The sequence below is a fragment of the Enterobacter cloacae complex sp. IR5412 genome (assembly GCF_049237385.1).
In the GTDB taxonomy this organism is placed as follows: domain Bacteria; phylum Pseudomonadota; class Gammaproteobacteria; order Enterobacterales; family Enterobacteriaceae; genus Enterobacter; species Enterobacter intestinihominis.
Window position 1 is genome coordinate 616116 of record NZ_JBMKHQ010000001.1, and the last position, 24271, is coordinate 640386.

Below are 24271 nucleotides of genomic sequence, written 5' to 3' on the forward strand. Positions count from 1 at the left end.
AGCAAAACGGTAACCCGTGGGTTACCGTTTTTAGTGTTTGCGCCCTCTCCCGTGGGAGAGGGTTGGGGTGAGGGCACCAGACCGCAGGAATTAACGCAGGCCCAGCTGGAAGATCAGCGTTTCTGCCTCGCAGGCGAACACAAAGTCGATATCCAGCTGCACGCCGCCTTCTACTTCCGTAAAGGTAGATTTGATTTCACATGGATCGGATTCGACTTCACGCGCACGCTTGCTCAGCGCGGCCAGCGTCTCTTCCGCTTCAGCGCGGTTAGGGAATACGCGGCTGTAAGAGGCGGTGCAATCGGTGTTGTCCATAATGGTGCCAACATCCATACAGCAGCAAACCGGGGTTTCATCAGCACTGCATTTACTCATAGCTCAATTTCCTCTGTATTCGCGCAGCGCGCGAGATAAACACGATGCGACTATTTTACGCCCCCGGACGAGCCCCCTCCAGCCGTTAATGGCGCAAAACCGGATAAGTGAGCAATATCACACTAAAAAATGATCTAAAACAAAATTCACCTTTTCGGATGAATCGTACTGGTCACAATTTTGCCAACCAGATCTCGTTTCATGAAACATGTTTGAAAATATTAATAAACAAACTTGCAACATCCCAGCTGGTCAGACCTATACTCTCGCCACTGGTCTGATTTGTATGTCATACCTCAGACCCTACACTTCGCGCTCCTGTTACGGTATGTAACAATTATTGAATAAAAATAACTCAATGAGGTTATGGTCATGAGCCAGAAAACCCTGTTCAAACAAACTGCTTTAGCAGTTGCAGTGGCAATCGTCTCAACGTCCGCCTGGTCAGCGGGCTTCCAGTTAAACGAATTTTCTTCCTCTGGCCTTGGCCGTGCGTATTCCGGGGAAGGTGCGATTGCCGATGACGCAGGCAACGCAAGCCGTAACCCGGCGCTTATCATGATGTTTGATCGCCCTACCTTCTCTGCCGGTGCGGTTTACATCGATCCTGATGTCAACATTTCTGGCAAATCTCAGTATACCGGCGCAGATCTGAAGGCGGATAACATTGCACCAACGGCGTGGGTGCCTAACCTGCACTTTGTTGCGCCAATCAATGAACAGTTTGGTTGGGGTGCCTCTGTCACCTCAAACTATGGCCTGGCAACGGAGTTCAATAACAACTACCCGGCCGGGGAATACGGCGGTAAAACCGACCTGACGACCCTGAACCTTAACCTGAGCGGCGCATATCGTCTGAACGATAACTGGAGCTTTGGTCTGGGCTTTGATGCTGTCTACGCTGATGCAAAAATCGAGCGTTATTCCGGGGAGCAAACTGCTGCGCTGCCGAAAAACAGCAATAAAATTGCCAGCCTGAAAGGTGACGAGTGGGGTTACGGCTGGAACGCCGGTATCCTGTATGAACTGGATAAAAACAACCGCTGGGGTCTGACCTACCGCTCAGAAGTGAAGATTGACTTCGATGGCGATTACAAAAGCGGCATCCTGAGCCCAGTCAACGGTATGGTACCGGGCGCAGGCACCACCATTCCATGGGGTACCTCGAATCAAACCGTACCGGGTTCACTGTCACTGCATCTGCCAGAAATGTGGGAAGTGTCAGGTTATAACCGCGTTGCGCCGCAGTGGGCTATTCACTATAGCCTCGCGTATACCAGCTGGAGCCAGTTCCAGGAGCTGAAAGCCACCGGCAGCAACGGCCAGACGCTGTTCTATAAAGACGAAAGCTTCCACGATGCTTACCGTATCGCACTTGGTACGACCTATTATATGGATGACAACTGGACGTTCCGTACCGGCGTGGCATTTGATGACAGCCCGGTACCGGCAGATAAGCGTTCTATCTCCATTCCGGATCAGGACCGTTTCTGGGTAAGTGCGGGTGCAACCTACGCGTTCAACGAGAATGCCTCTATCGACGCGGGTGTGTCGTACATGCATGGACAGAAAGTGACCTTCCAGGAAGGCCCTTACGAGTTTACCTCTGAAGGTAAAGCCTGGCTGTTTGGTACCAACTTCAACTACGCGTTCTAATCCCAACACGATTGAAAAAGGTGAGCATCGCTCACCTTTTTTATTTATTCCGAATCGATATCTTTTAATTCGTTCTCGATGGCTTTCGCGTTCGGATTATCTTCCGGCTTCAGCTTACCGCCGTTGGCAATAAAGTCATGGTTCTGGAAATAGGCCTCGCGGACCATGATGTACGGATCGGAAGACTGACGCAGCAGACCGTCAGAGTCCAGCAGTTGCGCACGCGTTTCAATCCCTTCCACGGTCCATTTACCAATCGACAGCGGCCAGGTGAGCCATGACAGCACCGGATACAGCGTATCCACCATATCGCCGCCATCATCACGCACGGTAAAGCTGCCGTAGAATGGCAGGTGCACATACGGCCCATAACCTACGCCATAATGCCCCAGTGTGCTGCCGAAACGATGCGGCTGTTCACGCTGTAATTTCGGGTTCGCCATGCCTGCGACATCTATTAAGCCGCCCATACCCAGCAGAGAGTTCAGGAAGAAACGGGTGAAATGCACCATCCCCTGATACGGGTCGCCCTGGAGGAAGTAGTTCACCATCACCGCTGGCTCTTCCAGGTTACTGGTAAAGTTGCTCAGCCCGTTACGCGCTGGCTGCGGAACGTAGTCACGCCATGCCACGGCAACCGGACGAACCAGATATGGATCCAGCACATTATAGTTAAAGTTGTACATTGAACGGTTAAATCCTTCGAGAGGATCGGAGCGTCCCGTTTGCTCGCCAGAGCTGGCGCAGCCCACAAGCATCGTTACGCCCAGCGCAAGCGCCGACAGCCGAAGCTTCATATATTTCTCCCTGTTCAATATGGCTATCGTTGAATGCCATCTGTGACGGAGCCTGTGAGGCTCCGCCTGAAACGTGCAAGTGATTGTAACAGCACGCTTACCGATGTCTACGAGGACAATGACGACCCGCTCGCGTCATCACGCTAATTTCAGCATAGCCTGTCTTTAAGAATTCGTTTCGCTGGCAATTTTATATTGGCTTTGAAAGAGATGTCTCACCTTTATTGCCATTTTCAGCAATTTAAGAGCTTCCCCACGGGCAAGGCGCCAAAAGCCGCTACGCTTAAATGAGCGATTACCCCGAAGGAGCAGTTATGAAAGATATTAACGAAGAAAAAATTGGCGAGAACAATGAGGAACATGAGATTGAAAGTGAGGAGAAAGACCGGGGAGAAGAGATAGAAGTCGATGAGGATCGCCTGCCGTCGCGTGCCATGGCCATTCATGAGCATATTCGCCAGGATGGCGAAAAGGAGATGGAGCGTGACGCAATGGCCCTGCTGTGGTCGGCCATCGCAGCCGGTCTGTCGATGGGTGCCTCTCTGCTCGCCAAAGGTATATTTCACGTTCAGCTGGAAGGCGTGCCGGGCGGTTTTTTGCTGGAGAATTTAGGCTACACGTTCGGCTTTATTATCGTCATTATGGCGCGACAGCAGCTTTTCACGGAGAACACCGTCACTGCCGTACTGCCCGTCATGCAAAATCCGACCCTTGGTAATTTTGGTTTACTGATGCGCCTCTGGAGCGTCGTGCTGCTGGGGAACCTGATCGGTACGGGCGTTGCAGCCTGGGCCTTCGAGTATATGCCAATCTTTGATGAACCGACCCGCGACGCATTCGTGAAGATTGGCATGGATGTAATGAAAAATACGCCGGTTGAAATGTTCTCTAATGCCATTATCTCCGGCTGGATCATCGCCACTATGGTCTGGATGTTCCCGTCAGCGGGCAGCGCGAAAATCGTGGTGATTATCCTGATGACCTGGCTTATCGCACTCGCCGATACCACGCACATTGTTGTCGGGACCGTTGAAATCCTTTATCTGGTATTTAACGGCACACTCCACTGGAGCGACTTTTTCTGGCCGTTCGCCCTGCCTACTCTCGCAGGCAACATTTGTGGCGGAACCTTTATCTTTGCACTGCTGAGCCATGCGCAAATCCGTAACGACATGTCCAACAAGCGTAAGGCCGAACTTAAGGCTCAGGAAAAAAAGGATAAAACTGCCGAAAAATCGGCGTGAACGGTGACTCTTTGACCAGTCAGGCGGCAATGCGCTTAACGAGAAGTGTAAATAACGCTATACTCTTGCCGCTTCGTCCCCTTAGTTAAATGGATATAACGAGCCCCTCCTAAGGGCTAGTTGCAGGTTCGATTCCTGCAGGGGACACTTTTAATTTCTCCCTATAATCCCTGATTTATCAATCCGCTTTGCAATTGCCGCTTTTTTAAGCAAAAACGAGTAATAGCTCATAATGTATAACGGTGCTACATTAAGCCGCCCACCCAAGTCAGCAATGGCCAGGCAACGTCGTAAAGAACGGTAAAGCCTGCAACCATGACCTCGTCCTACGGTCTCAATGGCACGTGGTATCGCGAAGTCTGCGCTACCTTCACAGGCTTTACAAAGGTTCCACTATTTTGTCTCAATTCAAATTTCAGCGGGCGTTTCTGCACCCGCGCTACTGGTTTACATGGTTCGGCCTTGGCGTACTTTGGCTGCTGGTCCAGCTTCCTTATCCCGTGATTCGCTTCCTGGGTTCGAAGCTCGGCAGCGCATCGCGTCACTTTCTTAAGCGTCGCGAGTCCATTGCCCGAAAAAATCTTGAACTTTGCTTTCCGCATTACAACGCGCAGCAGCGTGAAACGCTGATCGCTGAAAACTTTAAATCTATCGGTATGGCGTTGCTTGAAACCGGTATGGCCTGGTTCTGGCCAGACGAGCGTGTCCGTAAATGGTTTGACGTTGAAGGTCTGGATAACCTCAAACATGCCCAGATGCAAAAACGCGGCGTGATGGTTGTGGGTGTGCATTTTATGTCGCTTGAGCTGGGCGGCCGCGTTATGGGTCTTTGTCAGCCGATGATGGCAACCTATCGCCCGCATAACAGCGCACTGATGGAATGGGTACAAACGCGGGGCCGCATGCGTTCAAATAAGGCGATGATCAGCCGTAACAATCTGCGCGGTATGGTTGGCGCCCTGAAAAAAGGTGAAGCCGTCTGGTTTGCCCCGGACCAGGACTACGGCCCTAAAGGCAGCAGCTTTGCCCCTTTCTTTGCGGTTAAAGATGTCGCTACGACGAACGGTACCTTTGTGATTTCACGTCTCTCTGGCGCCTCGATGTTAACGGTGACCATGGTCAGAAAAGCGGATAAGTCAGGCTATCGTCTGCATATCTCACCGGAGATGGCGAACTATCCTGAGGATGAGAGTGAAGCCGCGACCTTTATCAATAAGGTGATTGAGTTTGAGATTATGCGAGCACCTGAGCAGTATCTGTGGATGCACCGCCGCTTTAAAACCCGCCCTCTGGGCGAAGCCTCACTTTATATCTAACCCCTTTCGAAGGTTAGTTTCGCTAAGAAACTAACCTTTTCAAGCACCTGTAATCGCAGTGCGTAACGGCTTTTTTCGACCGTCGCTCAACAGGCATTTATTGCGTACCGAAATCAAACTGTCGCCGTTCCACGACACTCGTAAGTATCGGAAATTATTTAAAAAAATGCCTCTTGTCACTCCTGAAATTTAGGCGTACATTAGCGCCGTCTGGCGACAGGAAAGCACAGAATTCAGAGCTGAAGTTAGCGACGTAACGGGATAATTCCGATTTCCCCTTTCGCATGATTTCAACTCTCTATACTCAGTTGGACTCTGTTTTTTTAATGCGTACCGGAAGATACGCGGAGCGATGAAACGTGAAATATTTCTTTATGGGCATTTCGGTTATTGTTTTAGTTTGGGCCGGAACGTTTGCTCTGATGATCTAGTTAAGAAAATGCAGTCAAAAAAACAGGCGCCGTTGGCGCCTGTTTTTTTGGTGTCCGTTACGACTCGGGTTGTTCCACGACGCTCTTAACTGCAAGCAGGCCATCCGCGCGGAACATGCTTTTAATCCCCCGCACAGCCTGACGGATACGGTCGCTGTTTTCGATCAGCGCGAAACGCACATGCGTGTCACCGTAGTCACCAAAGCCAATGCCTGGAGAAACGCAAACCTTCGCGTCCTGAAGCAGTTTTTTGGCAAATTCCAGAGATCCCATCGCCGCATACGGCTCGGGGATTTTCGCCCAGACGTACATGGAAGCTTTAGGCATTTCAACCATCCAGCCCGCTTCGTGAAGCCCTTTTACCAGCACATCACGGCGGCGCTTGTACTGGGCGGCAATATCAAGCACGCACTGCTGATCCCCTTCCAGCGCCGCGATGGCCGCGACCTGCAATGGCGTAAACGTACCATAGTCATGGTAACTTTTAATACGCGCCAGGGCGCTCACCAGCGTTTTGTTTCCCACCATAAATCCAATTCGCCAGCCCGCCATGTTGTAGCTTTTCGACAGGGTGAAAAACTCAACCGCCACATCACGGGCACCCGGTACCTGCATAATTGACGGCGCTTTCCAGCCATCATAAACGATATCAGCATAGGCGAGATCGTGTACCACCAGCACGTCGTAACGCTTAGCCAGCGCGACCACTTTCTCAAAGAATTCGAGTTCGACGCATTGTGCCGTTGGGTTGGACGGGAAACCGAGGATCATCATTTTCGGCTTCGGATAGCTTTCACGAATCGCCCGTTCCAGCTCGTTGAAGAAGTCGACGCCTTCCACCAGTGGAACAGAACGCACCTGCGCGCCAGCAATCACCGCCCCATAAATATGAATTGGGTAGCTCGGATTCGGCACCAGGACGGTATCGCCGTGATCGAGCGTCGCCAGCATCAGGTGGGCCAGCCCCTCTTTGGAGCCAATGGTCACAATCGCTTCGCTTTCAGGATCGATATCCACCTGATAACGATCCTGATACCAGCGGGAGATCGCCCGACGCAAGCGTGGAATGCCGCGAGAGGTTGAATACCCATGGGTATCGGGACGCTGGGCAACTGTGCAGAGTTTCTCAACGATATGCGGCGGCGTTGGGCCGTCAGGGTTACCCATACTGAAATCGATAATGTCTTCACCGCGCCGACGCGCAGCCATTTTCAGTTCAGCAGTGATATTGAAAACATAAGGGGGGAGACGATCGATACGCGTAAAACGGCGTTCAGGACTGAATTCAGCCATAGATTCCTCAGAGTCACGTTAGCGCCCGGACCGTCCGAGCGACGCTGCCACCCGTGTGGCATGCTTAGAAAATAACCTGAAGAAAAAGACGCTGTCGAGGGGATAACGGCAAAACAATATATTGCGCTAAAACGGGAATGCGATTGCAGTGAAAAGCGGAACTCTTATCGTGATCAGGCAGTTTTAAGCGCTGCGATTTAACACAATATTTTCAGTATCGTTACCTGACGCTTCTCCCCAAACGAAAAAGCAGCGACTTTCAGTCAAAAGCCAGCAATCCCCTTTGAGAATTATGGTTTTTCCCCATTTGATAAATCTGATGGATAGCTGGTCATCTGGCCCTATGTTTTCTATCATAGATTTTTCCCGTTTTCCCAGGCCTGACCGTGCACGAAATCTTCAATATGCTCCTGGCGGTGTTCGACCGCGCGGCATTAATGCTGATCTGTCTCTTTTTCCTTATCCGCATCCGCTTGTTTCGCGAACTGTTGCATAAATCTGCCCACTCGCCAAAAGAGCTGCTGGCCGTTACGTTTATCTTTTCGATGTTTGCCCTGTTCAGCACCTGGTCCGGCGTGCCGGTAGAAGGCTCGCTGGTGAACGTGCGCATCATCGCCGTAATGTCAGGCGGGATCCTCTTTGGTCCCTGGGTCGGGATTATCACAGGCATTATCGCCGGCACCCATCGATACCTGATTGATATTGGCGGCGTGACGGCAGTCCCCTGCTTTATCACCAGCATTATTGCCGGGGTACTCTCCGGCTGGATTAACCGCAAAATCCCGAAAAAACAGCACTGGCGTGCGGGGATTATCGCGGGGATGGTCTGCGAAACGCTGACCATGATCCTGGTCGTCGTCTGGGCACCGACCACTGCGCTGGGGCTGGATATCGTCTCGAAGATCGGTATTCCGATGATCCTCGGGAGCGTCTGTATAGGCTTTATCGTGCTGCTGGTGCAAAGCGTGGAAGGCGAAAAAGAGGCCAGCGCCGCGCGTCAGGCGAAGCTGGCACTGGATATTGCCAACAAAACGCTGCCGCTTTTCCGACACGTTAACACCGAATCTTTACGTCAGGTTTGCGATATCATCCGCCGGGATATTCACGCCGATGCGGTCGCCATCACCAATATTGACCACGTGCTGGCCTATGTTGGCGTCGGTGAGCACAATTATCGCGACAGCGACGATACCATCAGCCCGACCACCAGACAGGCAATTAACTACGGAAAAATCATCATTAAAAACAATGATGAAGCCCACCGGACGCCAGAGATCCACTCAATGCTGGTGATCCCGCTGTGGGAAAAAGGCGTGGTCACGGGGACGCTGAAAATTTACTACTGCCATGCGCACCAAATCACCTCCTCGCTCCAGGAGATGGCGATTGGCCTGTCGCAGATTATCTCCACCCAACTCGAAGTTTCGCGTGCGGAGCAGTTGCGCGAGATGGCAAATAAGGCAGAGCTGCGTGCCCTGCAAAGCAAGATCAATCCCCATTTCCTGTTTAACGCGCTGAACGCTATATCCTCTTCCATTCGTCTTAATCCGGATACCGCGCGGCAGCTGATTTTTAATCTGTCGCGCTATCTGCGCTACAACATTGAGTTAAAAGACGACGAGCAGATCGACATCAAAAAAGAGCTGTATCAAATCAAGGATTACATCGCGATTGAGCAGGCACGCTTTGGCGATAAGCTGACGGTCATTTACGATATTGATGAAGAGGTCAACTGCGTGATCCCAAGCCTGCTGATCCAGCCGCTGGTGGAAAACGCTATTGTTCACGGCATTCAGCCGTGTAAAGGAAAAGGCGTGGTCACGATTAGCGTGACGGAAAGCGGTAACCGCGTGCGAATCGCCGTGCGCGATACCGGACACGGCATCGATCCAAAAGTGATCGAGCGCGTCGAATCAAACGAAATGCCGGGAAATAAAATCGGGCTGCTGAACGTGCACCACCGGGTCAAGCTGCTGTACGGTGACGGGCTGCACATTCACCGCCTTGAGCCGGGCACCGAGATTGCTTTTTATGTCCCGAACGAACGAACGCCCATTAATGCCCCCATATCCTTGTTGCCGTAGGCCGGAGTAACAGATGAAAGTCATCATCGTAGAAGATGAAATTCTGGCTCAGCAGGAGTTGAGCTGGCTTATCAAAACCCACAGCCAGATGGAGATTGTTGGCTGTTTTGAGGATGGTCTGGACGTGCTGAAATTTTTGCAGCATAACCGGGTCGACGCGATTTTTCTCGATATTAATATTCCGTCTCTGGACGGCGTTCTGCTGGCGCAAAATATCAATCAGTTCGCCCACAAGCCGTTTATTGTGTTTGTCACCGCGTGGAAAGAGCATGCCGTGGAAGCCTTCGAGCTGGAGGCGTTTGACTATATTCTCAAGCCGTATCAGGAGTCACGTATTATCAGCATGCTGCATAAGCTGGAAGCCGCATGGCAGCAGCAGTCGCTGCCCGCCAGTGCCAGTCCGGTAGCGCGGGAAAACGACACCATTAATCTGGTCAAGGACGAACGGATCATCGTCACGCCTGTCGACGATATTTACTATGCTGAAGCGCACGAAAAAATGACGTTTGTCTATACGCGGCGTGAGGCCTACGTAATGGCGATGAACATCACCGAATTTTGCAACAAACTCCCGGCAGCGCACTTCTTCCGCTGCCACCGCTCGTTCTGCGTCAACCTGAACAAGATCCGCGAGATCGAACCCTGGTTTAATAACACCTATATTTTGCGTCTGAAGGATCTGGATTTTCAGGTGCCGGTAAGCCGCAGCAGAGTGAAAGCGTTCCGCCAGCTCATGCACCTGTAGCGCGTTCCCTCTCCCGCAGGAGAGGGAGACGGATGTCAGAGGATCTGGCCAAGTACCTGACGCAGATGCGCCCCGGAGCCAAGCAAGCCCGGATTGTCGTGGACAATCAGGTAAACCGGAATGTCCTGCACGTAACTTTTGAAGCGGCCTTTGTCTTCAAAGCCACCACGGAAACCGGAGGCGGTAAAGAAATCGAGGAAGCGCGGCACAATCCCGCCCGCAATATAGACCCCGCCAAAGGTGCCGAGATTCAGGGCCAGGTTGCCGCCGAAACGCCCCATAATGACGCAGAACAACGACAAAGCACGACGGCAGTCAATACAGCTGTCGGCCAGCGCGCGTTCGGTCACATCTTTAGGCTGCAGATTTTCCGGCAGACGTCCGTCTGATTTTACAATCGCCCGATACAGGTTCACCAGACCCGGGCCAGAAAGCACGCGCTCGGCCGACACGTGACCAATTTCGGCGCGTAGCTCCTCAAGAATAATGCCCTCTTCTTCGCTGTTTGGCGCAAAATCCACGTGACCGCCCTCACCCGGCAGGCTCACCCAGCGTTTGTCGACGTGGACCAGGTGCGCCACCCCCAGACCGGTTCCGGCGCCGTAAACAGCAATGGGTTTGCCTTCAACCGGGGCCGTACCGCCGAACTGAATCAGATGCTCAGGTTTAAGCATTGGGATAGCCATGGAAACCGCAGTGAAATCGTTGATAATTTCAAGGTGCGAGAAGCCGAGGTTTTTCCGCATTTCGGCAATTGAAAAGGCCCACGTGTGGTTGGTCATCGCCACCCAGTCGCCGGTGATCGGACAGGCGATGGCGATACAACCGTCTTCAACGCTCACTTTATGCTCTTCAAGATAGACGCGAACTACCGCTTCCAGGCTTGGGTAATCCAGCCCTGAATAGGTTTTCGCCTGAGAAATTTCACCGCTGTTTACATCGCACAGGGCAAGGCGCGCGTTGGTGCCGCCTACATCACCTACCAAAGCATACTTTGTCATTCTTCTACTGCTCCGCTAAAGTCAGAATAAATCTTTGGGACACTGTAAATTCAAGGCGTGATAACAACAACGACCAGAAGGTGACTGCCCATGGATTATCGATCTTCGTCACATAATAACTTTACCGTTTCAGCACCTTTTGCACTATTGCCACAATGCTGATTGTGCAAAGTAACGTTAAGCCGTTTTGTACAAGGAAATCATCATGCTCCATCCGCGAGCCAGAACCATGCTGTTATTGGCTGTCCCGGCGCTAATTATTGGCGTAGCGTCGAGCCTGGTGCTCATCGTCGTCATGAAAGTAGCGGCAGTGCTGCAAACGATTTTATGGACCGCGCTGCCGGTTAAACTTGGCATCAGCACTGACTCGCCAGGGTGGATCATGATGATGCTGACCCTGACCGGAATTGCCGTAGGTCTGGTGATCCGCTATAGCCCGGGCCATGCCGGGCCGGACCCGGCACTGGAACCCTTGATTGGTGCGCCAGTATCTCCCTCTGCTCTGCCGGGGCTTGTTATCGCGCTGATTATCGGTCTTGCGGGCGGCGTAAGCCTCGGGCCTGAACATCCCATTATGGCGGTTAATATCGCGCTGGCAGTCTTTCTGGGAGCACGTCTTTTCCCGCGCGTTGGCGCGCTGGACTGGACGATTCTGGCTTCCGCCGGTACCATCGGGGCACTGTTTGGTACCCCAATAGCGGCTGCGCTCATCTTTTCGCAAACGCTCAGCAGCGACAATGATGTGCCGCTGTGGGATAAACTCTTTGCGCCACTGATGGCCGCCGCAGCAGGGGCCCTCACGACCAGCCTGTTTTTCCATCCCCATTTTTCACTCCCCATCCCCCACTATGGCCAGATGCAACTCACCGATATTGTCAGCGGTGCCGTCGTCGTCGCGATAGCCATTGCGCTGGGAATGATCGCAGTGTGGTGTCTTCCGCGCCTGCATCGTCTGATGCACAGGCTGAAGCATCCGGTGCTGATTCTGGGTATGGGCGGTTTTATTCTGGGCGTTTTAGGCGCTATCGGCGGGACGGTTACGCTGTTTAAGGGTCTGGACGAGATGCAGCAACTGGCCTTCAGCCAGGTCTTTAGCGTCTCCGATTATCTGCTGTTCGCGGTGGTAAAACTGGCGGCGCTGGTGATCGCTGCAGCCTGTGGTTTCCGGGGAGGACGTATCTTCCCGGCGGTATTTGTTGGCGTCGCGCTGGGGCTGATGCTGCATGAGCACGTCGACGCTGTCCCTGCGGCGATTACCGTCTCCTGCTCCATTCTGGGGCTGGTACTGGTGGTAACGCGCGATGCATGGCTGAGTCTGTTTATGGCGGCCGTTGTTGTGCCGGATACCACGCTTCTGCCGCTCCTTTGTATCGTGATGTTGCCCGCCTGGCTCCTGCTGGCGGGCAAACCGATGTTGATGGCATGGCGAAACGACAGGTAATCAGGCGTTATTGCGCGCCTCCAGCGCTTTGGTCAGCGCGCTCAGCAGCGGCGGAATATCGGCTTTCGGCAGCATCACCTCGATCAGCGATAGCCGCTCGTGGTGTGCTACTTTATCCAGCACCTCCGCCAGTGTTTCCGCTTCGCTGACGCGCCAGCATTCTGCCTCTGGCGCCAGGCTCAGCGCCTGCGGGATCTGCGTCCAGTTCCAGAGGGCAATATCGTTATAGCGCTGCTCCGGCCCGTGGATGGCTCTCTCAACCGTGTATCCCTCGTTGTTAAGCACCAGAATAATCGGGCGCTGCTTGTCGCGCAGCATCGATCCCAGCTCCTGAATGGTCAACTGCGCGGCACCGTCACCCGTCAGGACAATCACGCGTCGGTTCGGACACGCTGTTTGCGCGCCAAACGCCGCCGCGAGCGTGTAGCCGATCGATCCCCAAAGCGGCTGGACGATAAAGTTCACGTCTGCCGGTAAACGCAAATCGATAGCGCCGAAAGCAGACGTCCCCTGGTCAGCCAGAATAATGTCTCCGGGGCGAATAAACGTTTGCAGGGTACGCCAGAAGCTCTCCTGAGTCAGCGCCCCTTCGATAGTGGGGAAAGAAGAGCTGCTGTGATCCGATGGCGCTCGCGTATCACACACATGCGTTTTACACAGCGCTGTCAGCGTTTCAATGGCCTCCCTCATCGGGATACCCGTAAACCAGACGTCGCCGACGCGGGACGCGTGGGGCTGAACCTCTATCGTCTGATCTGGCGTCAGCTGGTGGGTAAACCCGGCTGTGAGCGTATCGGTAAAGCGCGTGCCAATGCACAGCACTGTATCAGCCCCCTCGATTGCCTCTTTGACCGCCGCGGCGCTCGCCGATCCGCTGTAGGTGCCATAAAAACCGCTCTGTCGTTCGTCAAAAATGCCCTTGCCCATCAGCATGGTGGCGTGTGCCATCGGCACCTCTTTCACCCACGTCTGAAGGGCCGCGCGCAAACCGTGGCGCAGCACCAGGAAGTCAGCTAACAGCGCGGTGCGTTTGCTCGTTGACAAACGCTTTTCGGCAGCCTCACGGAACGCTTGCATGCAGGCTGAATCGGCCGGTGCGGAGTTAAGAGTGAGAGCGCTTACAGGGGGCGTAGCGGCTTTTTTCGCCACATCGGCGGGCAGCATCAGGTAGCCCGGACGGCGCTCCCGCAGCATGGTGGTCAGGACTCTGTCAATTTCATAGCAGGCGTTTTGTTCGGTAAGCACCGCCTGTGCAACGGTGATGGGTTCGCTCATGTGGTAGAAATGGCGGAACTCGCCGTCGCCTAAGGTGTGGTGCAGTAACTCTCCTCGCTGCTGCGCCGCCATACCCGGAGCCCCCACAATATGGAGCACGGGGACATGTTCGGCAAAGCTGCCCGCCACACCGTTCATGGCGCTTAACTCCCCAACGCCGAAAGTCGTCAGGAGTGCGGCAAATCCCTTACAGCGGGCATAGCCGTCTGCGGCGTAAGACGCGTTCAGCTCGTTGGCACAGCCCACCCAGCAGATGTCCGGGCTGTCTATCACATGGTCGAGAAACTGCAGGTTATAGTCGCCCGGCACGCCAAACAGATGATCGGCACCGCAATCTGTTAGTCGGTCCAGCAGGTAATCGGCGACGCAATAGGGGGTACGCATATTATAGGTGTCCTTCTGACGTTGACCTCACTCTGAGTATTAAATAAGCGTGAAGGGTGTCCAGAATTGGCGACAATCAGGGGCTGGAAAGAATGCTTTACGAAAAAAGCTGAGCTATGCTCATTTTCTTCAGGTTAGTGTAAACGCATACACTGATTTTTCTTTCCAGCGCCAGAGGTCTCGCTCATGGGTTATCAACCTGACAAAAATCGTTACCAGACAATGCAATATCGCCGCTGTGGACAAAGCGGCCTCAAGCTTCCCGCCATCTCGCTGGGGCTTTGGCATAATTTTGGCGACGCGACGCTGCTCGAAAACAGCCGTCAACTTTTACAGCGCGCTTTCGATTTGGGTATTACACATTTTGACCTTGCCAATAATTACGGCCCACCTCCTGGTTCAGCCGAACGCAACTTCGGGCGCATCCTGCAGGAGGATTTCCTGCCCTGGCGCGATGAGCTAATCATCTCCACCAAAGCGGGCTACACCATGTGGGACGGGCCTTACGGCGACTGGGGCTCGCGTAAATATCTGATTTCCAGCCTGGACCAGAGCCTCAGGCGTATGGGGCTGGAGTACGTTGATATCTTCTATCACCACCGCCCCGATCCACAAACGCCGCTGCGTGAAACGATGAAAGCGCTTGACCATGTGGTGCGCCAGGGCAAAGCGCTGTACATCGGCCTGTCCAACTACCCGGCAGAACTGGCGCGGCAGGCGATTGAAATACTGGAGGATCTGGGCACGCCCTGTCTAATCCACCAGCCGAAGTACTCCATGTTTGAACGTGCGCCTGAAGAGGGGTTGCTGGACGTGTTGCAGCAAAATGGGGTGGGATGTATCCCCTTCTCTCCCCTGGCGGGCGGACAGTTGACCGATCGCTATCTGAACGGCATCCCGGCAGATTCTCGCGCAGCAAGCGGCAGTAAGTTCCTTAATCCGGAACAGGTCACCGACAAAAAGCTGGAAAAGGTACGCAAGCTGAATGCGCTGGCGGAAAAACGGGGGCAAAAGCTTTCGCAAATGGCACTGGCCTGGATCCTGCGCCACGATGCGGTGACATCCGTGCTCATCGGCGCAAGCAAAACCGGACAAATTGATGATGCAGCAGGCATGCTTGAAAATCGTCATTTCTCCGCAGAAGAGCTGAAGACGATAGAAGCGATCCTGTCCAGTTCAGATTAAAAACACTTTTAGCAAAAAGTGCTCTCGTTCATGATTTAGGAGTTGAGGCGATGAAACGAATGTTTACCAACTCGTAAAATTGCGTTAACAGGTCGCACAGCGGCCCCGATCGTGAAGGAGAAAGAGTATGTTCAGGTCACTGATTCTTGCAGCGGTACTACTGGCTTCGGCCCCGCTGGTCGCCAATGCGGGCGAAATCACCCTGTTGCCATCGATTAAATTACAAATTGGCGATCGTGATGACTACGGCAGATACTGGGACGGTGGCTACTGGCGCGACCGTGACTACTGGCACCGACATTATGAGTGGCGTAAAAACCGCTGGTGGAAACACGATAACGGCTATCACCGTGGCTGGGATAAGCGTAAGGCCTACGAGCGCGGCTACCGCGAAGGCTGGAACGATCGTGACGACCGCCGTGGCGGCAGGGGTCACGGAAAAGGCAGAGGCCATGGTCACGGCCATCACCATTAACAGCTAAAAGGAGCCTCACGGCTCCTTTTTCTTTTACAGGCCTGCTGCTGTGCCTATCAGCAACCACATGTTTAACGCCACCACCACGACCACAATGGCCCACCCGGCGCGTTTCACCCACGTCGAATTCACCAGATCGCCCATCAGCGATTTGTTGCTGGTGAATATCAGTAGCGGCACCAGCGCCAGCGCAATACCGAAACTCAGCAGCACCTGACTCATCACCAGAATGCGGGTCGGATCCAGCCCCATCAGAATTACAATAAAGGAAGGCAGCATCGTTACCGAACGGCGAACCCACAGTGGAATATGGAAACGTACGAACCCCTGCATCACCACCTGCCCGGCCAGTGTCCCCACAACCGTAGAGGAAAGTCCCGCAGCAACCAGGCTTAAACCAAAAATAGTGGCAGCGGCATGGCTCAGCAACGGCTCCAGCGTCAGGTACGCCTGGTCGAGATCGGCAACCCCGGTATGCCCGTTAAAGTGAAACGCGGCGGCGGCAGTCGCCATCATCGCCAGATTCACAAATCCGGCAATGGTCATCGCAATTGCCACATCCCATTTCGAGGCGGAGTAGCGCTCTTTACTCGTCCCGCCGTGCAGATTTTGGGTTAAAGAAGAGTGCAGATAAATTACGTGCGGCATAATGGTCGCCCCCAGCACCCCGGCGGCCAGAAATACGGCTTCAGAGGTGGGTAACGACGGGATCACCATCCCTTTCGTCAACTGCACCAGATTCGGCTGGGAGAAAATCAGCTCAACAATATAGGCGGCAGCGACGAACAGCAGCAGGCCGCCGATGACTTTCTCCAGCGGTTTTTGTCCCCGCCTCTGGAGCATCAAAATAAGGAACGTGGCGATACCGGTCAGCACGGCGCCCTGTAGCAGGGAGACGCCCAGAATAAGCTTAAAGCCGATCGCCGCCCCGATAAACTCGGCGAGATCGGTGGCCATGGCGATAATTTCCGCCTGGACCCAGTAAAACCATACCGCCGGACGCGGATAGTGATCGCGGATTTGCTCCGCCAGGTTTTTCCCGGTGGCAATACCCAGCTTCGCGGAAAGCATCTGAATCAGCATCGCCATCAGGTTGGCCCACACCACAACCCACAGCAGCTTATAGCCGAAACTGGCCCCGGCCTGAATATTGGTCGCAAAATTACCCGGATCGATGTAGCCAATCGCGGCAATGAATGCAGGTCCCATTAATGCGAACCGCAGCTTGCGTGCCGCCCTGCCGCTGCTACTCTCTACGCGACTATTCGTCATTTCTGCCTCTGGAAATATAGCCTGTGCTATGTTTTATGCTATCAAAATGAGAATGATTATCAAGTTCATTTGTAATGGTTAACATGATCACTCTGATAGCCAGGGACAATAGACAGGCAGGTGGAGCAAGGTCACAGAATGTGAAAATGCGCAGACATTTGTGAAGCGTAGCACACAAACTTAACTTTTCACTCATTTACCTAACATAACAAAAATGTATTGTTGATCACTATTTTTGAGACTCGTCACAGGATGTAACTATAGTGTGGGCTTGATCTCGTTTTCTTTGTGCTTGTTACATAGAATGTGCACGGAAATTAAACCTGCCTCATATTTGGAGCAAATATGGACCGCGTCCTTCATTTTGTCCTGGCACTCGTTGTCGTTACTGCACTCGCATTGCTGGTCAGCACTGACCGCAAAAATATTCGTATTCGCTATGTTGTCCAGCTGCTGGTCATTGAAGTTTTACTTGCGTGGTTCTTCCTGAACTCCAACGTAGGCCTCGGCTTCGTGAAAGGCTTCTCCGAAATGTTCGAAAAACTGCTCGGATTTGCCAACGACGGGACTAACTTTGTCTTTGGCAACATGAACGATCAGGGTTTGGCCTTCTTCTTCCTGAAAGTGCTCTGCCCTATCGTCTTCATCTCTGCCCTGATCGGGATCCTCCAGCACATTCGTGTTCTGCCGGTGGTTATCCGTGCAATCGGCTTCCTGTTATCGAAAGTTAATGGCATGGGCAAGCTGGAATCCTTTAACGCAGTCAGCTCGCTGATCCTGGGTCAGTCTGAGAACTTCATTGCGTATAAAGATATCCTCGGCAAGATGTCCCGTAACCGCATGTACACCATGGCGGCGACAGCAATGTCTACCGTTTCCATGTCTATCGTGGGCGCGTATATGACTATGCTGGAACCTAAATACGTGGTTGCAGCGCTGGTTCTGAATATGTTCAGCACCTTTATTGTTCTTTCGCTGATTAACCCGTACCGCGTGGATGCCAGCGAAGAGAACATTCAGATGTCAAACCTGCACGAGGGACAGAGCTTCTTCGAAATGCTGGGTGAATACATTCTGGCGGGTTTCAAGGTTGCGATTATCGTTGCCGCGATGCTGATTGGCTTTATCGCACTGATCGCTGCGCTGAACGCCCTGTTTGCGGCCGTACTTGGTATTTCGTTCCAGGGTATTCTGGGCTATATCTTCTACCCGGTCGCCTGGGTAATGGGTGTGCCCGCTCACGAAGCGTTGCAGGTGGGCAGTATCATGGCAACGAAACTGGTATCCAATGAATTCGTGGCGATGATGGATCTTCAGAAGATTGCCAGCACGCTCTCCCCGCGTGCGGAAGGGATCCTGTCCGTCTTCCTGGTCTCCTTCGCGAACTTCTCTTCCATCGGTATTATCGCTGGTGCGATTAAAGGCCTGAACGAAGAGCAAGGTAACGTCGTTTCTCGCTTTGGCCTGAAGCTGGTTTACGGTTCAACGCTGGTGAGCGTCCTGTCTGCCTCTATCGCAGCATTGGTGCTGTAATCCATACCGCTCAATGAAAACCGGGAGCCATCGCTCCCGGTTTTTTTATGTCTCCAGCGCCGTCAGGGGCAGTGGTTTACCAATCAAATAGCCCTGCAAATAATCAACGCCGTATCGCAGCAACATCTCGCGTTGTTCAGCCGATTCCACATATTCAGCCACCACACAAAGCGATTTCGTTTTTGCCATGTTGCAAATGGACTGCACGATCATCGCATCCATGCTGTCGGTGCAGATATCTTTCACGAAGCAGCCATCGATCTTAATGATATCGGCCTCCAGTCGCTTCAGACGCTCAAAGTTGGCATAGCCGGTACCAAAGTCATCGATAGCAATGCGGAAGCCATAATCCCGCAGCTGCTGGATATTGTTGATGCTGCTTCCCGAGTCAGAGAAAGCCTGTTCCTCGGTGATCTCAATGACGATATCTTGCGGTGCAACGGCGTAGCGTTCAAAAAGCGCGATGATCTCAGCTGCAATCTCGTTCTGCATCAGCGTCAGCGGCATCAGATTAACGGAGAACCGCGTTCCGGCCCGTCCGGATGGATGACTGCGCATCCACATCAGCAATTTTTCCACCACGTTCAGGTCGAATCGGTGGCTCAGGTTGAACTGAGCAATCAGCGGAATAAAGCGGTCAGGGGTGATGATCTCACCATCACTTTCAAGACGCGAAAGGATTTCAAAGTACCCTTCTCCGCGCGCGTTGTGAATTGGCTGCGCGTAAAGATGGAGACCACCGATATCAAGGGCGCGTTTTATACGGGCCAGCATTAGCACCCTGTCCGTCGTATGACCAGAAACATCATCCAGACTGTTGGTTAACGCCAGGACGTTATGCCCGGAACAGGACTGCTCGGAAAGCCAGCTCAACTGACCCAGCGTGTGATGCACGCTTTCTCCATTTGGCACTTCCCCCCAGGAGGCACCAAACTCAATGTCGAGCTCAGTCTTGTTCCAGATAATTTTACGGCTGTTCAGATGGTCAACCATAAATTGCAGACGTTCAGCCGTGCCCGGTCCCAGCAAGACCAACATCAGTTCACTGCCTGGTAACTGGAAGAGCTTCTCGTCTTTTTGCAATAACGGCTGCAGCGACGCGGTGATCATCTTTTTACAGTGCACGCGCATGAGGATGCCGTAGTGACGGCTCAGGAATTCCAGATTATCCAGACGCAAGCAGCAGACTTTGGCCTCAGGATGATGCTGTAGAAAAACTTCCAGCGCACGAATGTTAGGCAGACCGGTGAGCGGATCGGTAAGCGCCCTCTCCTGCCACCCCTGTTTCAGCCATTCACTTTTCTGATAGATCTGCGACATGTAAAGCAGGCAGATAGCGAAAGAGATGAGTACCGACAGAATAAAGGAGAGCGAGTGGCCCGATTCAACGCCATTGAGAAAATTATAATTATAGGTCAACAACATGAGCGCTGAGGCTGCCCAGAATAAAGAGATGAGCGCATAGCTCAAACGACCAATACCCAGGGTAAAAAGAATGAAAACGGTCGGCATCAAATAACCCGCAATAAACTGCGACTCAAAAGGCGCGCATAAAATAGCGATCATTGAGACCAACAGCATCAGCCACACAACGATAAATAACGCTTTTTTGTTGCAAAAGAGGGGCTTCACGCTTCGCCGCCAGAATGTTCGGGCATAGCGAGGATTAATAATCATTCTTAATGGATAATAGAACATCATGGTGAAAATCAGGGCGGCGCAAATCAGACTCTGAATATCGATAACGTTATAAATTGCAGAGCCTTCGCCGAAATAGGAGGAGATTGTTACCGGGAAATCAAATAAATACCCCGCCAGATACATCGATAATTTGATGCCCACAGGCACCATAAATCCGAGCCATAAAATACGTATACCAATGTACTTATTCGGCATGCTGTGGCGCCAGCGCTTGCCCAGCATCAAACGGATAACGCCACAGGCGGCGAAGACGGAAAACGTCTGACAACATAATAAAACGATAGATTGTAGCGGGGCTAAATCAAAGTAATAAGCATTAGTAACACTAAAACTTAGCAACAAAGGAATGATTGCCCGTCGTCCAAATAACAACACGATGGCGAGCATGGCGCTTAAGGGCAGCCACGCTAAATAAACATCATTTTCGTTAACGATAGCGCGCGGAGAGATATAACGGGAAAAGGGGATCGCAATCAGGCTTAGCGCCAGGGCAATCATAAATATTTTTACATTATTGTAAATTTTTCTATTCATTAATCCGGGTAATCTATTTAACCATCGTCTTATTGACCGGATCGATAATAGGTTTATTAATTGGACGAATCAAGTTTAGGTCTATTTATGGACTTATTTATTGATTTGGATTGAGGTGAGGTATAGAAAATGACGTTAATTGCAACAAAAACAGTCTAAATATTTTACAAGATATAAAAAACCCCCGTCTGACGACGAGGGTTTAAATTTTGGTGGAGCTAAGCGGGATCGAACCGCTGACCTCTTGCATGCCATGCAAGCGCTCTCCCAGCTGAGCTATAGCCCCACATGTTACTTTACCTACCGTACTCTGTTGGGTTCAGAGTTTGGTGGAGCTAAGCGGGATCGAACCGCTGACCTCCTGCATGCCATGCAGGCGCTCTCCCAGCTGAGCTATAGCCCCATCGTAAAGCTGTCATGTTGACGGGCGGCATAATATGAATTCCGCCGCACAGTGTCAACGGCAAATTCAACCTCAGCCTTTCAACCGCCGAAAAATCATGCAAATGAATCACTTTGCGAGTCTGCTCGCAGCCAGGAGTTAAGCTTGTCACGTTTTCACGTAAAACGGTGCTATAAAATGAACCACTAATTAACCCCACAGATATTCAGGAAATTGTATGATCAAGGAACGAATGACGCCAGAAGAGTTAGCCTTGCTGACTGGCTATAGCCGACAGACCATCAATAAATGGGTACGCAAAGAGGGTTGGATTACATCGCCAAAACCAGGCGTTCAGGGCGGCAAGGCGCGTCTGGTACACGTCAATGAAAAAGTGCGCGACTTTATTCGCAGCGCACGCAGGGTAACAGAGTCGCCGGAAATGCCAGAAAAGGCGTACCACGAAGGCTCGCTTCACGCCCTGCTCCTGACGCTGGCGAATGAAATGACGCCGGATGAGCAAAAGCAGATGACATCTCTGTTACTGCGGGAAGGGATTACCGGATTGTTACAACGCTTAGGGATTCGCGACCAACGCTAATATGAAAAGATTACGCAGCAAAATGACCACGGAAGAGCTGGCGGACAGTCTGGGCGTCGCCCGACAAACCGTTAATCGCTGGATACGACAGAAAGGATGGAAAACGGAGGGTATCAACGGTGTAAAAGGCGGAAGAGCGAGGGTGATATGTATTGATGCGCACGTTAAGGAGCACATCATTAGCCTTCCCGCCATTCGTAACAGTCGGGCTGTTTACCATGTGGCAGAAAGCCCTTCACTCTATGGCGTGGCGACCTCATCCAGCCTGCTTCCACAAATTATCGACTCGCTGGAAAACATGACAACTGTCGAACAGGAACGTTTGCACAAGCTGCTCGCTCGCGAAGGTTTGCAGGGTTTTCTCACGCGTCTTGGTATTGCTGAATAACAGACATAAAAAACGGCAGGTTACCCTGCCGTTATTTGTATTTACGAGCATTACTGCTGGCTTTCGCGCTCAGCAATAAAGCCCAGCGCCTTGTTGATACGCGCAACGCTACGTGATTTGCCAATGGCATGAACGGTCACGTCCAGCGCCGGAGACTGGCCTGCCCCCGTCACCGCAACGCGCAGCGGCATACCGACTTTACCCATGCCAATTTCCAGCTCATCAGCGGTTGCCTGAATCGCGTGGTGAACATTTTCTGCAGTCCATTCGGTAATGGCTTCGAGTTTATCTCGCACCACTTCCAGCGGCTGACGCGCAACCGGACGCAGGTGTTTCTTGGCCGCGTCGGCGTCGAACGCGTCAAACTCTTCATAGAAGTAACGGCAGCTCTCGGCGATCTCTTTCAGCGTTTTGCAACGCTCGCCAAGCAGCTTCACCAGATCCGCCAGTTCAGGGCCCGTACGGGTATCGATGTTTGCCTGCTCAATATGCCATTGCAGATAAGTCGCCACATACTCTGGCTGCATGGTATTGATGTAGTGATGGTTCAGCCACAGCAGTTTGTCAGTGTTGAACGCGCTGGCTGATTTGCTTACCGAGTTCAGAGAGAAAAGCTCGATCATCTCTTCGCGGCTGAAGATCTCCTGGTCACCATGAGCCCAGCCCAGACGCACCAGATAGTTCAGTAGCGCTTCCGGCAGATAGCCGTCATCACGGTACTGCATCACGCTCACCGCGCCATGACGTTTGGACAGCTTTTTACCGTCGTCACCGTTGATCATCGATACGTGCGCATACACCGGTACAGGCGCGTTCAGCGCTTTCAGAATGTTGATCTGACGCGGGGTGTTATTGATATGGTCTTCACCACGGATCACGTGAGTGATTTCCATATCCCAGTCGTCCACAACCACGCAGAAGTTATAGGTTGGCGAGCCGTCAGTACGACGAATGATGAGGTCATCCAGCTCCTGGTTGCTGAATTCGATCGGGCCACGGATCTGGTCATCAAAGATAACAGAGCCATCCTGCGGGTTAGCAAAACGCACTACGCAAGGCTCATCAGCAGCATGCTCGCTGTGGTCATGACGGCAACGACCGTCATAACGCGGTTTTTCGCCTTTTGCCATTTGCTCTTCGCGCAGCGCATCCAGACGCTCCCTTGAGCAGTAGCACTTATAGGCCGTGCCTGCGACCAGCATCTCGTCAATTACGGCGTTATAGCGGTCAAAACGTTTGGTCTGGAAGTATGGGCCTTCGTCCCACTCCAGATTCAGCCAGTTCATCCCATCCATAATGGCTTCAATTGCTTCCGGCGTTGAGCGCTCCAGATCGGTGTCTTCAATACGCAGCACAAACTCACCTTTGTTGTGGCGTGCGAAAAGCCAGGAGTAGAGAGCGGTACGTGCACCACCGACATGCAGATAGCCTGTCGGGCTCGGCGCGAAGCGAGTTTTGATTTTCATGAAATGGCCTTACGTTATAAAGATGCCGGTAATCGGCAAATCCTGGGAAGAAAACAATGGGCAATATTCTATCACTGTGGGCCGATTCCTCAATGTCGATCACTTTATCTGGTTCGAGATTGCTGTTTTTGTATAGAAATCATGCACCACAGTCCGTTTTGCGATCGTTTTGACTAATTTTACGACGAACGAATAAAAACTTTAGAAAATGCGTTGACTCATTTTCAACTCTCCCTATAATGCGACTCCACACAGCGGGGGTGATTAGCTCAGTTGGTAGAGCATCTCCTTTACACGGAGGGGGTCGGCGGTTCGAGCCCGTCATCACCCACCATCTACTTCGGTAGACTCGCAGTGTAGATAAGAATTGAGATTGGGCGATTAGCTCAGTTGGTAGAGCATCTCCTTTACACGGAGGGGGTCGGCGGTTCGAGCCCGTCATCGCCCACCATTCTCACCTTATCGTAGCAGTTCCGAAATGGGCGATTAGCTCAGTTGGTAGAGCATCTCCTTTACACGGAGGGGGTCGGCGGTTCGAGCCCGTCATCGCCCACCATTTCGGGTCGTTAGCTCAGTTGGTAGAGCAGTTGACTTTTAATCAATTGGTCGCAGGTTCGAATCCTGCACGACCCACCAATGTAAAAAAGCGCCCTAAAGGCGCTTTTTTGCTATCTGCGATATAGCACATCCCC

Annotated in this window: 20 protein-coding genes and 7 tRNA genes; 17 read left to right on the forward strand and 10 right to left on the reverse strand. The window is 52.4% G+C overall.

All coding sequences use genetic code 11. The features are described 5' to 3' along the window. Window positions 1-90: 90 nt before the first annotated feature. A complete protein-coding gene (locus ACOTX2_RS02935) occupies window positions 91-375 on the reverse strand; it encodes a YfcZ/YiiS family protein (RefSeq protein WP_022648869.1) in 285 nt (94 codons plus the stop codon). A 372-nt stretch (window positions 376-747) separates the two neighbouring features. Here ACOTX2_RS02935 and fadL point away from each other — a divergent pair, with 372 nt between their 5' ends. Then, the gene (gene fadL, locus ACOTX2_RS02940) at window positions 748-2031 is read left to right on the forward strand and encodes a long-chain fatty acid transporter FadL (RefSeq protein WP_022648870.1); all 1284 of its coding nucleotides are present in this window, start codon (window positions 748-750) and stop codon (window positions 2029-2031) included. 44 nt (window positions 2032-2075) lie between these two features. Here fadL and mlaA read toward each other — a convergent pair whose 3' ends face one another. Beyond that, on the reverse strand, window positions 2076-2828 hold the full coding sequence (mlaA, locus tag ACOTX2_RS02945) for a phospholipid-binding lipoprotein MlaA (protein ID WP_022648871.1): 753 nt from the start codon (window positions 2826-2828) through the stop codon (window positions 2076-2078). A 314-nt stretch (window positions 2829-3142) separates the two neighbouring features. Here mlaA and ACOTX2_RS02950 point away from each other — a divergent pair, with 314 nt between their 5' ends. The 4 genes from ACOTX2_RS02950 to ypdK all read left to right on the forward strand — a co-directional run bounded on the left by ACOTX2_RS02950 (window position 3143) and on the right by ypdK (window position 5819). Then, the gene (locus tag ACOTX2_RS02950; protein ID WP_022648872.1) at window positions 3143-4072 is read left to right on the forward strand and encodes a formate/nitrite transporter family protein; all 930 of its coding nucleotides are present in this window, start codon (window positions 3143-3145) and stop codon (window positions 4070-4072) included. Window positions 4073-4147: 75 nt separating this feature from the next. Next, window positions 4148-4219 (forward strand) — tRNA-Arg (locus tag ACOTX2_RS02955). Window positions 4220-4467: 248 nt separating this feature from the next. Beyond that, entirely contained in the window at window positions 4468-5388 is a 921-nt protein-coding gene (lpxP, locus tag ACOTX2_RS02960; RefSeq protein WP_169808437.1) for a kdo(2)-lipid IV(A) palmitoleoyltransferase, read from the forward strand. 359 nt (window positions 5389-5747) lie between these two features. Next, complete coding sequence (gene ypdK / locus ACOTX2_RS02965; protein WP_099458937.1) at window positions 5748-5819, forward strand: membrane protein YpdK; 72 nt, start codon at window positions 5748-5750, stop codon at window positions 5817-5819. Window positions 5820-5876: 57 nt separating this feature from the next. Here the strand turns inward: ypdK and alaC are convergent, their stop codons facing one another. Then, complete coding sequence (gene alaC / locus ACOTX2_RS02970; RefSeq protein ID WP_023300650.1) at window positions 5877-7112, reverse strand: alanine transaminase; 1236 nt, start codon at window positions 7110-7112, stop codon at window positions 5877-5879. Between the two features lie 386 nt (window positions 7113-7498). On the opposite strand from alaC, the gene ACOTX2_RS02975 reads away from it, so the two are divergent. Together ACOTX2_RS02975 and ACOTX2_RS02980 are read left to right on the forward strand one after the other, a co-directional pair. Then, the gene (locus tag ACOTX2_RS02975) at window positions 7499-9196 is read left to right on the forward strand and encodes a sensor histidine kinase (RefSeq protein WP_045308680.1); all 1698 of its coding nucleotides are present in this window, start codon (window positions 7499-7501) and stop codon (window positions 9194-9196) included. 13 nt (window positions 9197-9209) lie between these two features. Further along, the gene (locus ACOTX2_RS02980) at window positions 9210-9941 is read left to right on the forward strand and encodes a LytR/AlgR family response regulator transcription factor (RefSeq protein ID WP_032622329.1); all 732 of its coding nucleotides are present in this window, start codon (window positions 9210-9212) and stop codon (window positions 9939-9941) included. Between the two features lie 35 nt (window positions 9942-9976). Here ACOTX2_RS02980 and glk read toward each other — a convergent pair whose 3' ends face one another. Continuing rightward, the gene (gene glk / locus ACOTX2_RS02985) at window positions 9977-10942 is read right to left on the reverse strand and encodes a glucokinase (protein WP_022648928.1); all 966 of its coding nucleotides are present in this window, start codon (window positions 10940-10942) and stop codon (window positions 9977-9979) included. A 205-nt stretch (window positions 10943-11147) separates the two neighbouring features. On the opposite strand from glk, the gene ACOTX2_RS02990 reads away from it, so the two are divergent. Beyond that, entirely contained in the window at window positions 11148-12383 is a 1236-nt protein-coding gene (locus ACOTX2_RS02990; protein ID WP_063147677.1) for an ion channel protein, read from the forward strand. Here ACOTX2_RS02990 and ipdC read toward each other — a convergent pair whose 3' ends face one another. Continuing rightward, on the reverse strand, window positions 12384-14042 hold the full coding sequence (gene ipdC, locus ACOTX2_RS02995) for an indolepyruvate decarboxylase (RefSeq protein WP_038416470.1): 1659 nt from the start codon (window positions 14040-14042) through the stop codon (window positions 12384-12386). Between the two features lie 186 nt (window positions 14043-14228). Here ipdC and mgrA point away from each other — a divergent pair, with 186 nt between their 5' ends. Together mgrA and ypeC are read left to right on the forward strand one after the other, a co-directional pair. Next, entirely contained in the window at window positions 14229-15227 is a 999-nt protein-coding gene (gene mgrA / locus ACOTX2_RS03000) for an L-glyceraldehyde 3-phosphate reductase (protein WP_023300655.1), read from the forward strand. A gap of 127 nt (window positions 15228-15354) precedes the next feature. Continuing rightward, window positions 15355-15702: a DUF2502 domain-containing protein YpeC gene (gene ypeC, locus ACOTX2_RS03005; protein ID WP_022648932.1), complete on the forward strand. Its 348-nt coding sequence runs from the start codon at window positions 15355-15357 to the stop codon at window positions 15700-15702. Between the two features lie 33 nt (window positions 15703-15735). Here ypeC and ACOTX2_RS03010 read toward each other — a convergent pair whose 3' ends face one another. Then, complete coding sequence (locus tag ACOTX2_RS03010; RefSeq protein WP_023300656.1) at window positions 15736-16974, reverse strand: Nramp family divalent metal transporter; 1239 nt, start codon at window positions 16972-16974, stop codon at window positions 15736-15738. Window positions 16975-17319: 345 nt separating this feature from the next. Here ACOTX2_RS03010 and nupC point away from each other — a divergent pair, with 345 nt between their 5' ends. Then, window positions 17320-18507 carry a nucleoside permease NupC gene (nupC, locus tag ACOTX2_RS03015; RefSeq protein ID WP_022648934.1) on the forward strand — a complete coding sequence of 396 codons (1188 nt, stop codon included), beginning with the start codon at window positions 17320-17322 and terminating at the stop codon, window positions 18505-18507. Window positions 18508-18552: 45 nt separating this feature from the next. Here the strand turns inward: nupC and ACOTX2_RS03020 are convergent, their stop codons facing one another. The 3 genes from ACOTX2_RS03020 to ACOTX2_RS03030 form a co-directional block, all read right to left on the reverse strand. Then, on the reverse strand, window positions 18553-20742 hold the full coding sequence (locus ACOTX2_RS03020) for an EAL domain-containing protein (RefSeq protein ID WP_022648935.1): 2190 nt from the start codon (window positions 20740-20742) through the stop codon (window positions 18553-18555). A gap of 210 nt (window positions 20743-20952) precedes the next feature. Continuing rightward, a tRNA-Ala gene (locus ACOTX2_RS03025) sits at window positions 20953-21028 on the reverse strand. A gap of 41 nt (window positions 21029-21069) precedes the next feature. Then, a tRNA-Ala gene (locus tag ACOTX2_RS03030) sits at window positions 21070-21145 on the reverse strand. 217 nt (window positions 21146-21362) lie between these two features. On the opposite strand from ACOTX2_RS03030, the gene ACOTX2_RS03035 reads away from it, so the two are divergent. Together ACOTX2_RS03035 and ACOTX2_RS03040 are read left to right on the forward strand one after the other, a co-directional pair. Continuing rightward, complete coding sequence (locus tag ACOTX2_RS03035) at window positions 21363-21725, forward strand: YfeC-like transcriptional regulator (protein ID WP_022648936.1); 363 nt, start codon at window positions 21363-21365, stop codon at window positions 21723-21725. 1 nt (window position 21726) lies between these two features. Further along, the gene (locus ACOTX2_RS03040) at window positions 21727-22113 is read left to right on the forward strand and encodes a YfeC-like transcriptional regulator (protein WP_032622330.1); all 387 of its coding nucleotides are present in this window, start codon (window positions 21727-21729) and stop codon (window positions 22111-22113) included. Window positions 22114-22163: 50 nt separating this feature from the next. Here ACOTX2_RS03040 and gltX read toward each other — a convergent pair whose 3' ends face one another. Then, window positions 22164-23579 (reverse strand): glutamate--tRNA ligase, encoded by a 1416-nt coding sequence (gene gltX / locus ACOTX2_RS03045; RefSeq protein ID WP_022648938.1) that lies wholly within the window; start codon window positions 23577-23579, stop codon window positions 22164-22166. A 258-nt stretch (window positions 23580-23837) separates the two neighbouring features. Between gltX and ACOTX2_RS03050 the strand changes: the two genes are divergently transcribed. The 4 genes from ACOTX2_RS03050 (at window position 23838) to ACOTX2_RS03065 (ending at window position 24215) form a co-directional block, all read left to right on the forward strand. Then, window positions 23838-23913: transfer RNA gene (locus ACOTX2_RS03050), tRNA-Val, on the forward strand. 41 nt (window positions 23914-23954) lie between these two features. Continuing rightward, window positions 23955-24030 (forward strand) — tRNA-Val (locus tag ACOTX2_RS03055). Window positions 24031-24059: 29 nt separating this feature from the next. Next, window positions 24060-24135 (forward strand) — tRNA-Val (locus ACOTX2_RS03060). Window positions 24136-24139: 4 nt separating this feature from the next. After that, window positions 24140-24215 (forward strand) — tRNA-Lys (locus ACOTX2_RS03065). Window positions 24216-24271: the final 56 nt, after the last annotated feature.

Excerpts from the sequence above, each read along its gene's own strand:
- ACOTX2_RS02935 (WP_022648869.1), bottom strand. The coding sequence starts at position 375 with ATGAGTAAATGCAGTGCTGATGAAACCCCGGTTTGCTGCTGTATGGAT.
- fadL (WP_022648870.1), top strand. The coding sequence starts at position 748 with ATGAGCCAGAAAACCCTGTTCAAACAAACTGCTTTAGCAGTTGCAGTG.
- mlaA (WP_022648871.1), bottom strand. The coding sequence starts at position 2,828 with ATGAAGCTTCGGCTGTCGGCGCTTGCGCTGGGCGTAACGATGCTTGTG.
- ACOTX2_RS02950 (WP_022648872.1), top strand. The coding sequence starts at position 3,143 with ATGAAAGATATTAACGAAGAAAAAATTGGCGAGAACAATGAGGAACAT.
- alaC (WP_023300650.1), bottom strand. The coding sequence starts at position 7,112 with ATGGCTGAATTCAGTCCTGAACGCCGTTTTACGCGTATCGATCGTCTC.
- ACOTX2_RS02980 (WP_032622329.1), top strand. The coding sequence starts at position 9,210 with ATGAAAGTCATCATCGTAGAAGATGAAATTCTGGCTCAGCAGGAGTTG.
- glk (WP_022648928.1), bottom strand. The coding sequence starts at position 10,942 with ATGACAAAGTATGCTTTGGTAGGTGATGTAGGCGGCACCAACGCGCGC.
- ACOTX2_RS02990 (WP_063147677.1), top strand. The coding sequence starts at position 11,148 with ATGCTCCATCCGCGAGCCAGAACCATGCTGTTATTGGCTGTCCCGGCG.
- ipdC (WP_038416470.1), bottom strand. The coding sequence starts at position 14,042 with ATGCGTACCCCCTATTGCGTCGCCGATTACCTGCTGGACCGACTAACA.
- mgrA (WP_023300655.1), top strand. The coding sequence starts at position 14,229 with ATGGGTTATCAACCTGACAAAAATCGTTACCAGACAATGCAATATCGC.
- ypeC (WP_022648932.1), top strand. The coding sequence starts at position 15,355 with ATGTTCAGGTCACTGATTCTTGCAGCGGTACTACTGGCTTCGGCCCCG.
- ACOTX2_RS03010 (WP_023300656.1), bottom strand. The coding sequence starts at position 16,974 with ATGACGAATAGTCGCGTAGAGAGTAGCAGCGGCAGGGCGGCACGCAAG.
- nupC (WP_022648934.1), top strand. The coding sequence starts at position 17,320 with ATGGACCGCGTCCTTCATTTTGTCCTGGCACTCGTTGTCGTTACTGCA.
- ACOTX2_RS03020 (WP_022648935.1), bottom strand. The coding sequence starts at position 20,742 with ATGAATAGAAAAATTTACAATAATGTAAAAATATTTATGATTGCCCTG.
- ACOTX2_RS03035 (WP_022648936.1), top strand. The coding sequence starts at position 21,363 with ATGATCAAGGAACGAATGACGCCAGAAGAGTTAGCCTTGCTGACTGGC.
- ACOTX2_RS03040 (WP_032622330.1), top strand. The coding sequence starts at position 21,727 with ATGAAAAGATTACGCAGCAAAATGACCACGGAAGAGCTGGCGGACAGT.
- gltX (WP_022648938.1), bottom strand. The coding sequence starts at position 23,579 with ATGAAAATCAAAACTCGCTTCGCGCCGAGCCCGACAGGCTATCTGCAT.